A 12,266-nucleotide genomic window follows, 5' to 3' on the forward strand; every position below is an offset into this window, starting at 1 on the left:
ATGGCAGCATAAATAATAAAATCACTAACTAAATATATCTGTTTTCATTTTATTTTTTTTGTAATCTAAGTTATTTCCCAACAACTCTACTATATAACCGGATTCTATATCATACTAAAATTTACCTTTCATAAACCCGGTTTCTTGTAACCTCCGTCACGAGAAGTTATACCTAAAATACATTTAGCATCTAATAAAACTAAATCCTGAATATCTAAAACTCGACAACTTTCTGGAACATTTAACAAACTCGGAACTATGCCATTTTCCATCTGCGCTCTAACTAGAGTAGCGGCATTATTATTTAATTGTTGAAGACGATGATTTTTTCTGACATATTCTAAAGTTAATGCCTGAGAATCTAATAACCAAAAATCAATCTCATATTTTTGGATAAACTTTTTCACTTGTTCTAAGTTAGGACTATATTGTGCTTTAATTAAATCATTTGCTCGTTGTTTTATCTGAGCATAATATCCTTGATGATAAGGTAAAGCATATTCCGAACCAACTAATATTGAACGTTTGGCAAAAGTAGGAATATTATTAGCTTCTAATGCTAAAGAAGCAACGCGGATATCTGAGGGTTGTTTGGCTAAAAATTCATAAAGTTCTGGTGCTTTTCCCACTACATAATTAGTGACAGGAAAGTTGTTGGTTAAGGCTGGATATAAAAGGAGTAAAATTAATACTATATATATAGATAACTTACGCAAATAAACCAAGAAACCGGGTTTATTACTCTGATTCAAATCAAGAAATTTCTTTGATAAACCCGGTTTCTCTGTAAGTCCTGATATAGATATAGTTTTGATTTTTCCGACTGGTTTTGTTTGGGAGGAATGGTTGAATAGATGGAATTTTTGCCTGAGAAAATCAATTATTAAAGTAAAGGCTATTCCACCAGCTAATGCCATGATAATTCTGAGGCTATGTTGACTGTAACGACTAGGATGATGTAGTCGAAATAATAATAAGTGGGCGGCTAAAAATATTCCGGTTGATGCTAGGGCTAATTCTGGTAAAAGGATTATTTTGTTAGTGACTTTTTTGGCGAGGGGAAAGTAATTTAAGCTTAAGAAAATGATTAATAATAATCCTGCCCAAACTTGGGGAGGGAGGAAAGATTGAGATAACCATTCTGGAGGAATAATGCCGGAGCGATCGCCTGTTAACCAAAAATCAAAACTATTATCTGAAAAGAAGGATGCTCTACCTCCAGGATAAAATTCTGGTAATTTTTTGGCTTGGGTTAATGTAATTATCGGACTATATTTGGAGGTGTTTAAGGCGTAGGGTAGAAGTACAAAAAATGCTGTGGTTAAGCCAATGGTTAAAATGGTAAATTTTTGCTTGTTTCGGAAGTAGAGAAAGTCTAAGACTAAGAGGGAGGAACAGAGCAAAACTCCTTGGGGATAAAATAATCCGAGAAGGGTGATTGTTATTGCTATTCCTAACGAATAATGTCTAAGGAAGTAATAGAGAAATGCTAAGAATAAAGGATAGAAAAATGCTCTGGGGGTTGCGGAGATTAAGTCGTCTTTGAGCCAGAGATTTTGATTCAAAAATAATGTGCTGAGAAATCCTGCGAGTGGTACGGGTAATATTTGGATTGCGACTCCAAAACAATAGGCAGTTGTGATTAATCCTAATATTATTGGCAGGAATTTATTGAGTAATAAAGGAGGGATGCCGATGAGAGAAAATAGTTGATAAAAGTAGGTATATCCTTTCGGGGCAACTGATTGAAAATAGTCGGCAATAATATCGTTAGGAAAAAGTTCTGGATTGAGAAATCTTGCCATCCAAAAAACATGGGAGCGAGCGTCATCTTGGACGACATATTGATGGCTGAAGGCGGGAATTATTCCTAAAATTCCACAAATTATGGCTAGGGTTAGGCTGAGGTAAAACCAGAATTTGATTGGGGGTAATGTGGTTAGATANAACTGATTGAAAATAGTCGGCAATAATATCGTTAGGAAAAAGTTCTGGATTGAGAAATCTTGCCATCCAAAAAACATGGGAGCGAGCGTCATCTTGGACGACATATTGATGGCTGAAGGCGGGAATTATTCCTAAAATTCCACAAATTATGGCTAGGGTTAGGCTGAGGTAAAACCAGAATTTGATTGGGGGTAATGTGGTTAGATATTTAGGTAAATTCATTTAATTTCGGAGTAACATAATTCCGTCGATAATCATATAATGTGTAGGGGCGAATGACCATTCGCCCCTACAATATCTGGATTTGACATGGTATCTCATTTCCCAACACCATCACATAAATGGCGATCGCTTTCACTGACATTGGGGTTATTTTCTAGGTAGTCGCGCATCCAGTTGCAACCCCATTCATGGAGGCGATCGAACTTCCAAATGTTCCATAGTTTTACAGTTTTGTCATCACTGCCAGAAGCGATCATCTTGCCATCAGGACTAAATGCTACACCTCTGACCTTATCCTTATGCCCGGTTAGAGTCTGCAATAATTTCCCCTGACGGTTCCACAACTTCACTGTTTTGTCAGCACTTGCAGTTGCAATAGTCTCTCCATCAGGGCTAAAGGCAACACCCCAGACCCAATCCTCATGGCCTTGCAAAGTCTGCAATAATTTCCCCTGGCGGTTCCACAATTTTACTGTATTGTCACCACTTCCAGTGGCAATAATCTTGCCATGAGGACTAAATGCTACACCATAGACCCAATGCTCATGCCCCTGCAAAGTCTGCAATAATTTCCCCTGGCGGTTCCACAATTTCACCGTCTTGTCATCACTTGCAGAAGCAATAATCTTGCCATGAGGACTAAATGCTACACCATAGACCCAATGCTCATGCCCCTGCAAAGTCTGCAATAATTTCCCCTGACGGTTCCACAATTTTACTGTATTGTCACCACTTGCAGAAGCAATGGTCTTCCCATCAGGACTAAATGCTACACCATAGACCCAATTCTGATGGCCAGTAAGAGTCTGCAATAATTTCCCCTGACGGCTCCATAATTTCACCGTCTTGTCATCACTGGCAGAAGCAATAGTCTTCCCATCAGGACTAAATGCTACACTATAGACTGAATTATTGTCTCCGGTAAGAGTCTGCAATAATTTCCCCTGACGGTTCCACAATTTTACTGTATTGTCGCTACTTGCAGAAGCAATAGTCTTCCCATCAGGGCTAAATGTCACAACCGAGAGACTATTCTCATGTCCTTCAAGAGTCTGCACCAACTGCCCCTCTTGCTTCCACAATTTTACTGTATTGTCATCACTTGCAGAAGCAATCATCTTGCCATCAGGGCTAAATACTACACCATTGACCCAATTCTCATGGCCGATGAGAGTCTGCAATAATTTCCCCTGACGGTTCCACAATTTTACTGTATTGTCACTACTTGCAGAAGCAATAGTCTTCCCATCAGGACTAAATGCTACACCAAAGACCCAATTCTCATGGCCAGTAAGAGTCTGTAATAATTTCCCCTGACGGCTCCATAATTTCACCGTTTTGTCATCACTTGCAGTTGCTATAGTCTTTCCATCAGGACTAAATGCTACACCATAGACCGAATTCTTATGACCGGTGAGAGTCTGCAATAATTTCCCCTGACGGTTCCACAATTTCACCGTTTTGTCATCACTTGCAGTTGCTATAGTCTTTCCATCAGGACTAAATGCTACACTATAGACCGAATTATTGTGATCGGTGAGAGTTTGCAATAATTTCCCTTGTCGGTTCCACAATTTCACTGTATTGTCACGACTGACAGAAGCAATAGTCTCGCCATTGGGACTAAATGCTACACCCCAGACCCAATTCTCATGCCCGGTGAGAGTCTGCAATAATTTCCCCTGACGATTCCATAATTTCACTTTATTGTCACTACTTGCAGAAGCAATCATCTGACTATCAGGACTAAATGTTACACCAAAGACCCAATTCTCATGCCCGGTGAGAGTCTGCAATAATTTCCCCTGACGGTTCCATAATTTCACTGTATTGTCACCACTCGCAGAAGCAACTATCTGACCATCAGGACTAAATGCTACACCAAAGACCCAATTCTCATGCCCCTGAAGACGGTTAAGTTCTCGGTACTTTCCATTATCTATATATATAGCTTGACTCAGAGCATCTGTTATCTTCATCTTGTTATTAGTCTGGGGTTGGAATATTAGGTTGGATCGCGGTAGTTGTTTAGCAGCTCTTAAAGCTTGCAGCATTGCCTCCCAACGTTTATTTGAATCAAGCAATAACTGAGAAGTAATACNTTCTCATGCCCCTGAAGACGGTTAAGTTCTCGGTACTTTCCATTATCTATATATATAGCTTGACTCAGAGCATCTGTTATCTTCATCTTGTTATTAGTCTGGGGTTGGAATATTAGGTTGGATCGCGGTAGTTGTTTAGCAGCTCTTAAAGCTTGCAGCATTGCCTCCCAACGTTTATTTGAATCAAGCAATAACTGAGAAGTAATACTTTTACGCACCGCTTCCGTTTCCGCCACCTTAAGATTTGCTCGCCAAACCGTAACTCCAGTAAGAGCTGCCCCTATTAACGATAGTACCAATACTGCAAAACTTATCCGCAGTCGCCTTTCTGCTTTCTGCTTCGCCTCATCTGCTTTGCGTTTTGCCTCATCCAATATTTGATTTGCCTTTGCCTGAGCATCCAACTTTATCTGCGCTTCCAACTTTTCCAGCTCGATCGCCTGTTTCTCCACTTCCTGAGCAGCAGCTAAAAATTGATAGTCGCGATCGCTCAGACTTTTATCTACCGCCCACCCTAAAGCATCTGCCAATGCTTGACCCCGCAAAAGTCGCGACTCATCCTTACATCCGGACTCTTCCCAAGCATTAAACGCTTCAGAGTAGGGGCGCAACTTTCCCAACTCCTTTTCCACCCACTGCAAATTAAACACTTCTTGATAAATACGGTTAGCAACTTGTAACCGCCCTTCCTGTTTTACTACTAAACCTGTAAGACGGAGTTCCATTTGTTCGGGGTTGTCGTTTGCCAGGGTGTGGGAAGTGTGGGGAGTCTCGGGAGAGGGGGAAGAGGGGGAAGTGTGGGAGGTATCAGGAGTATTACTTCTGACTTCTGACTTCTGACTTCTGACTTCTAAAGGGGAGGTATCGGGAGTATTACTTCTGACTTTTGACTTCTGACTTCTGACTTCTAATAAAACCTGCTGATACAAACCCAATAACCGACTCGCCCGTTTTTCATTCACCAAGAGGCGATCGCGTATTGTCTTTAAATGTTCTGGGTCATCATGTACTTGCCAATTGTCAATAATCCTCTGTCTGACCAAATCGGCCACCCATTCGGCATCCTGGCCATCAGGGACAATTTCTGAACTATTGCTAATTAATTTACAAACTTTCTGGGTCAAAAATGGCTGGCCTCCGGTCCAATCTAAAACTGCCTCCATCAACTTATTAATATTGGCAGTTTTATCAACTAAACCTTTTGCCAATGGCTCGACTTCAGCTAACCGAAAACCTGTTAATTTTATAGCTTTACCAATATTAAAAGGAGTGTGTTTTTTCTCTTTAATTAAATCTGCCGGGGTTGCCACACCAATCATGGCAAAAGTCAACCTTTGATAATCTGAATTATCTGCCCGTTTGTTATAACAATCTCGAACAACCGCAAAAAAATCATCAATATTAAAAGGTAGGCTGAGGGTACTATCTATTTCATCAATAAAAATCACAATATTTTGAGAAATAGAAGGCAATAAAATTTCACCAATAAACTTACTAAAACGTTTCACATTAGAAAGTTGACTATTAGCTGACCACAGTTCCTCAATATCAAAATCATCATCTAAATTTAAGCCAGTCAAAATAGTATCAATAATACTGGCGTACCATTCTGAAGGGGTAATATCATGGGTGCCAATTTCTGTCATATCAATACTGACACAGGCAATATTTTCTTGTTGTAAACGTTGGATAGTTTTGACTCGCAAACTAGATTTACCCATTTGCCGGGAGTTTAAAACATAACAAAAATCTCCATTTTTCAAACCTTGATATAAATCATTATCAGCAAGTCTTTTAACATAAGTTGTGGCATGAATTGGGAGACTACCACCGATATAATATTCGTAGTTATTCNGTAATATCATGGGTGCCAATTTCTGTCATATCAATACTGACACAGGCAATATTTTCTTGTTGTAAACGTTGGATAGTTTTGACTCGCAAACTAGATTTACCCATTTGCCGGGAATTTAAAACATAACAAAAATCTCCATTTTTCAAACCTTGATATAAATCATTATCTGCTTGTCTATTGACATAAGTTGTGGCATGAATTGGCAGACTACCACCGATATAATATTCGTAGTTATTCATAGTGCTAGGGAATAGGGAATAGGGAATAAAGAAAAGTAATAAGGGTAGGTTGGGTTGTTTGCGTTAGCATTGCGCAGCATGGAACGTTTGCGGAGCATTTCCAACGGAAAAACCCAACTATTAGATTCTTAGCAAGTACACAAAAAAATTATCTATTATCAAAGATGGTATTACCTTATTTTGTTATTTTGTTGGGTTTCGCTGTCGCTCTACCCAACCTACTTTCTAGAGAAATAGAAAGTCTGGTCTTAAAGTTATTAGAATTAAGGTATTATATTCATAAATTAAAGTTTAACTAAAGAAAAAAATGGAAACTGTAAGAAAAATAGTCTCCGTTGGTAGCGATCGACAAATAAAAATTTCTCTACCTGAGACTATTCAACCTGGTTTAGTAGAAGTTGTTGTGGTGATGCAGTCTTTGCCAAAATCAACAGAAAATCTTGTAGATTCTTTTGAACCTTCAGAATTATTTGGTTTTTTACCACAACGGGTTGATGCTCTAGAATTTCAAAAAGAATTGAGAGTTGAGTGGGATGAATAGTTTTCGGANCAGAAAATCTTGTAGATTCTTTTGAACCTTCAGAATTATTTGGTTTTTTACCACAACGGGTTGATGCTCTAGAATTTCAAAAAGAATTGAGAGTTGAGTGGGATGAATAGATTTCTATTAGATACAAATATTTTTATTTACTATTTTAATAGTGAGTCAGTTGTACAATAAATTTTAAACTATCAAAAATTATAAATATGAGTCTTATTATATCAAACGAAATATTAGAAAAAATTGAGATGTCGGAAGGGCAACTACAAATAGAAATAGCAGTTATGTTATTTCAGCAGGAACGTTTTACCCTTGCACAAGCTGCTCGTTTTGCCCAAATGAACCAGTTAGCATTTCAAAAGTTACTTGCCAAGCGTCATATTCCTTTGCATTATGGTATGGAAGAATTGATGGAAGATTTCTATAATTTACAAGAATCAAAGGAAAATGATAATAGTCAGTGACACATCACCTATTAGTAATTTAGCCACAGTTGGGCAACTAGACTTACTTAAAAAAATATATGGTGAACTGATTATACCAGAAACTGTTTATCAGGAAATAATCAATGCTGGTGCTACAGAACCTGCTACGTTAGCTGTAAATTCTTTGGAGTGGATTAAGAAAGGTTCAGTTAATAATTTAACCTTAGTTATGAGTCTACAAACAAAACTCGATCCAGGAGAAGCTGAAGCAATTGTTTTAGCATTAGAATTAAAGGCTGATTTATTAATAGTTGATGAACGAAAAGGTAGAAAAGAGGCTACTAAATTAGGAATACCAATAACAGGAACATTAGGAGTATTATTGAAGGCTAAACAGTTAGGGTTTATTTCATCAATTAAACCTATATTAGATGATTTAGTTAATAGTGGTTTTTGGGTAAGCTCTGATATTTATCAACAAGTTTTAGCACTTGTGGGAGAAGGGGAATAAGTATGAATTGGAGTGTAATTTACAGCGGTTTTCCTGCACGGTATGCCACTGTAGGGACGTTGCATGCAACGTCCCTACAGGGTTTTGTTTATGGCCATGTTGTTAATCAATTTGAAAAGCACTGTAATGTAATACATAAAATTAACAATTTCATCCCCCTATTCCCTACTCCCTACTCCCTGACTTCTGCAAGAAGTCTAAACGTGAACTTGAAAATATTTTCTATATAAACCACACAATGGCACAACGGCATTTCCCCGAAATTTAACTAATCCCATACTGCGTAATTTAAAGCCTTCAATTGTACCAACTTCCACAGGAGTTTCTGCATTAACAACTTTGCTAATTGCTGTCTGTAAATTTTCATCTTTTTGCAAGTTCAACAAATGTCTATGCAAGTGATTATAATAAGGTCCTTCATCAGTTGGTGCTAATTCTAAAAGTCGTTCTAAAGTCATTTTTAGGCTAGCAATTTCATAGAGTCCTAGACGTACTAAATAGGGATGTCCTCCTAACATTTCCATCAATTTTTCTATTTGTTCGTCAGACCAGGTTAAGCCATGTCTTTGTACTAAATCTTTGACCTGTTCTAAGTTAAATTCTGGTAACTCAATTCCTAATCCTACATTAAAGGGAGATTGATTAATATTTAGAGGAATATAAACCTCCTTAGAGTGAACAATTATTAATCGTAGTCTTTGCCAATCAGGATTATTTTTACCTTGTTCGTGCCAAGCTCTTAATAAGGCAAAAAATTGTGTTGCTAAATCAGGATTTTGGAAAATTTCGTCAACTTCATCTAACCCCAAAACTATCGGCGTTTTAATTTCATTCAACAGGTATTTATCAAAATATTTAGTACATCGCTTTTTGACTCCTAAAACTTTTTTCCAATATTTATCTAACTGTTCCTCTAAATCCAATTCATCACTAACATTCGCACAAAACCACTGTAAAAATTTGTCTAAATCTTCCAGAAAATCTGCATCTATAGTTTGAAAATTCAAAGAAACTGTCCGATAATTTTGTTGACTAGCATGAGCTAAAATTCGGGATAATAAAGAACTTTTTCCCATTTGCCGAGGAGCTTTAATTCTAATTAGAGCATCTGGCTTCAGAATAGCTTGAAAAGATTCTGACTCAATAGGCATTCGCTCAATATAAAAAGGAGAATTTAGACGAACTTGACCTGAAGGAGGTTCTAATTGTGATTCGGGAACCTGAGTTATATTATTACTACTAATTGGAGGAACTATTTTAATAGTTACTGCCTGTTCTTGCTGACGTATTAATGATTCTAACTTTGGTTTAACATTTAATAATTCTGCCAAAGCAACTTGAGCATTTGGATAGCGCTGATGCCAGTTAACTTTTACCATTTTTATTAATATATTGGCTAGGTCATCATTAATACCAGAAAGTATAGTTTCACAGTCTATTTCTCCAGAAATGTTATGGGGAAAGTTTTGAGGATATTCTCTGACTAAAGCTTGAATAGCAGTTACTCCAACTGCATAAATATCGCTAGCAAATTGAGGTCTACCTTGTAATTGTTCCACAGGCATATAACCAGGAGTTCCGATAGTAATAGTGCTAGTAGGTTGCCCATCATCACCAACTACTATTGTCCTGACTTCTTTAACAGCTCCAAAGTCAATTAATACTAATTTTCCATCACTGTTACGCCTCATAATATTAGCTGGTTTAATATCTCGATGAATCACATTATTATCGTGAACAAAAATTAGTAACTCCAGAATTTCCGCTAAAAATTCTATGACTTTAGATTCATTCCAACCGTGATTTATTTCTTTAGTTAAGTCATTACCATCTATAAGTTCTTGAACTAGATAAAATTCATCGTCATGTTCAAAATAAGCATATAAAGTTGGAATTTGCTGATGTGTTCCCAGCTTATTCAGAGTTCGAGCTTCTTGCTCAAATAAACTCTTAACTTTTGCATTTTTTTGTGTAGGTTTTAGTCGTTTCACCACACATCTTGGTTTAGGAATTTCGGGTATATCTAAATCTTCTGCCAGATAAGTTTCACCAAACCCACCACCTTTGCCTAATTTTTCAATAACTTGATAACGTTGACGTAGAATTTGTCCGATGAGAGAATTATTTTCAGACATTACTAATTAGTAGTTTGATCAGAAAAGTTTCCAATTATTATCGACTGTTTATTAACTCAATATTATAACGTATATCGCCAGATATTAAAATTTGGTGTTGCTGATGCGTGGGTATGATTTGTATTTTTTGGCAATTGCTAAACTATGGAATAACAAATACTTGAGATTATTAAGTTTATACTTTCATACCTTAATTCAGCAACGCCAAAATTCCTATAGAATTAGACATCTCCAGAAAAGAGGGAGTAGGGACGTTGCATGCAACATCCTTACAAAGCAGGGAGTAAGGAGAAATAATAGATGACTTCCAACGGATAATTTATTTTATTTTTTATTATTGGAGATGTCTATTAGTCTGAATAAGTAGTAAATATTTACTCAAATAATTAAGTAGATAAGTGAAAAAAAAAATTACCAAAAAATTCGGGTTTAAAGCCTCTCATTTAAAGGAAAAAATCCTTTTAACCAATCCTATTATTAAAAATAAGAGGTAATTATTAATTATTAATTATTGAAAACTACGTCATTGCGACTGGAACGGAGTGGAAGCAAGCAATATCAAGAGTTTTGACTACATCAAAATTTTCTTACATAGTGAAGTTTATTTACGTCTACCTACTTAATCTTATTCTTCCTTACTCTTAGTTAAAATCCAAAGTTCTCCAAAGTTATGAACCAACTCCAGTTGAGAATTTTCTTGTGTTTCTAATCCTGAAATTAAACTCCATTCAGGACGAAATACAAATATATCGGTAAAACCTTCTGGAACTTTTGGAACTTTCGGTTCTTCGATTAATAAAACTTTGACATCTGGTCTCAACATATATCCTAGAGTAGCTAATCTTACAGAATGATTACTAATAACAAGTGGCTGACTTGTTTGATTAATTATTCTGGCGACTTGAGCATCATAATAACTACTATATTTATGCCACCAAGTCTCAGCTTGAGAACTAATTCCACAAGATATGATGCCTAAAGAAATGACAGCTACAGTTACTATTTGCCAAAATTTATGTTGGATTTTATTTGTAAAGTTAGTCAGTTTTGTTCCTAATAAATAAGCGACAGATAATTGAATTCCTAAATAAGCTGGAATTAAATAACGAGCAATAGTAGAACGTTGTCCGCCAGATATTAAGTCGGGAATTATTAAACTTATGGGAGTGACTGCCATTAAAGTTAAGATAAAAATACTTGCCTGTCGAGGTGCATTTTTTAGGAGGAAATAAATAGAGTAGATTACCAATACTAAAACCAATGCCAAGATGTACGGCCAGATGGTATTTAATTGTAATAAAGCATTATTATCAAAAACAAGTTTCTTGACATCGAATAATCTCTCAGGCGAACCAATTTGAATATCAAAAAATGTAAAACCTAGATTGATAAACCATCTTTTCAACAAATCTAAGAATGGTAGATTCTTGGAAACCCAATTGATGCCATCAAAATGATTAATTATCAAGATTAGCCAAGGTAAAAATCCTAAAAATCCGTAGAAAGATGCTAGTAAATAGGATTTTAGTTTCTGGGTAAGTTTAAGTTTTTCAGTGAGGATTACATATAATCCATGACTAAAGCTTACTAATACAGAAAAGAGATGAGTATATAGAGCAAAGATGAGACTTGCTATATAAATTTGCCAGGTACGTTTAGTGTTAATTCGCATTGCTCGGAGCAAGGCAATACTTGATAGTAAAACAGCAACAGAAAAAAGACTATAAGCTCGTGCTTCCTGAGCATATAATACTAAAATTGGAGAAATTGCTGTGAGAGAAATTGCTACCCATCCTATTAATGATTTGCCAAATAATTCTCGACATAGCCAATAAATACAGGGAAAAATTAGTAAACTCGTTATGGCTGAGAAATTTCTAATTACAGTTACAGAGTTACCGAATAATTTCACCCACCACCTCAAAAGTACAAAATAAATTGGTAAGTGTTCGGGATTATCTCTGGCTAGGGAACTGATAAGATTAATTGTGTTTTTATCAGGATTAATATCTTGATATTGCTGTAATTTGGCAATACTAATAGTACCTTGATTTGAGATTAAGTCTTTCAATTCTCCCCTGGTGTAACTGACAATTCTTAAGGATGTAATTGTTTCATCATACCAGTAAACTTTACGGTCAATATTGATAAATCTGAAAAATATCCCTAAGACTAGGATGATGCTTTTCGGAAGATTTTTCCCGATCTAGCCTCTGCTTTCCGAAATTTGGGTTATGCTTACCAACAAAAGGGTTTATTAGATAATGCTATTAATAATTATCAAAAGGC

7 protein-coding genes and 2 pseudogenes are annotated in these 12,266 nt (G+C 36.3%); 3 read left to right on the forward strand and 6 right to left on the reverse strand.

The window, feature by feature from the left end; genetic code table 11:
* Positions 1-128: 128 nt before the first annotated feature.
* The 4 genes and pseudogenes from AFK68_RS28205 to AFK68_RS28220 all read right to left on the reverse strand — a co-directional run.
* Positions 129-1,946, reverse strand: a 1,818-nt coding sequence (locus AFK68_RS28205; RefSeq protein WP_143438376.1) for a hypothetical protein, incomplete at its 5' end; no start/stop codon positions are given.
* A 318-nt stretch (positions 1,947-2,264) separates the two neighbouring features.
* Positions 2,265-4,223, reverse strand: coding sequence for a WD40 repeat domain-containing protein (locus AFK68_RS28210; protein ID WP_094677014.1), 1,959 nt, complete (start codon positions 4,221-4,223; stop codon positions 2,265-2,267).
* A gap of 48 nt (positions 4,224-4,271) precedes the next feature.
* Positions 4,272-5,992, reverse strand: a pseudogene (locus tag AFK68_RS46805) (AAA-like domain-containing protein); the annotation flags it as partial.
* 134 nt (positions 5,993-6,126) lie between these two features.
* Positions 6,127-6,365, reverse strand: a pseudogene (locus AFK68_RS28220) (AAA-like domain-containing protein); the annotation flags it as partial.
* Between the two features lie 307 nt (positions 6,366-6,672).
* Between AFK68_RS28220 and AFK68_RS28225 the strand changes: the two are divergent.
* The 3 genes from AFK68_RS28225 to AFK68_RS28235 all read left to right on the forward strand — a co-directional run bounded on the left by AFK68_RS28225 (position 6,673) and on the right by AFK68_RS28235 (position 7,842).
* Positions 6,673-6,906 carry a hypothetical protein gene (locus AFK68_RS28225; protein WP_094677018.1) on the forward strand — a complete coding sequence of 78 codons (234 nt, stop codon included), beginning with the start codon at positions 6,673-6,675 and terminating at the stop codon, positions 6,904-6,906.
* A 206-nt stretch (positions 6,907-7,112) separates the two neighbouring features.
* Entirely contained in the window at positions 7,113-7,370 is a 258-nt protein-coding gene (locus tag AFK68_RS28230) for a UPF0175 family protein (protein WP_094677020.1), read from the forward strand.
* The gene (locus tag AFK68_RS28235) at positions 7,354-7,842 is read left to right on the forward strand and encodes a DUF3368 domain-containing protein (protein ID WP_094677022.1); all 489 of its coding nucleotides are present in this window, start codon (positions 7,354-7,356) and stop codon (positions 7,840-7,842) included. Before AFK68_RS28230 ends, AFK68_RS28235 begins: the two co-directional genes overlap by 17 nt.
* Before the next feature lie 197 nt (positions 7,843-8,039).
* Here AFK68_RS28235 and AFK68_RS28240 read toward each other — a convergent pair whose 3' ends face one another.
* Positions 8,040-9,977, reverse strand: coding sequence for an AAA-like domain-containing protein (locus tag AFK68_RS28240; RefSeq protein ID WP_094677024.1), 1,938 nt, complete (start codon positions 9,975-9,977; stop codon positions 8,040-8,042).
* A 625-nt stretch (positions 9,978-10,602) separates the two neighbouring features.
* Positions 10,603-12,048, reverse strand: coding sequence for a glycosyltransferase family 39 protein (locus tag AFK68_RS28245; RefSeq protein ID WP_168186691.1), 1,446 nt, complete (start codon positions 12,046-12,048; stop codon positions 10,603-10,605).
* Positions 12,049-12,266 lie beyond the last annotated feature (218 nt).

The organism is Hydrocoleum sp. CS-953 (assembly GCF_002260545.1).
Classification (GTDB): Bacteria; Cyanobacteriota; Cyanobacteriia; order Cyanobacteriales; family Microcoleaceae; genus Trichodesmium.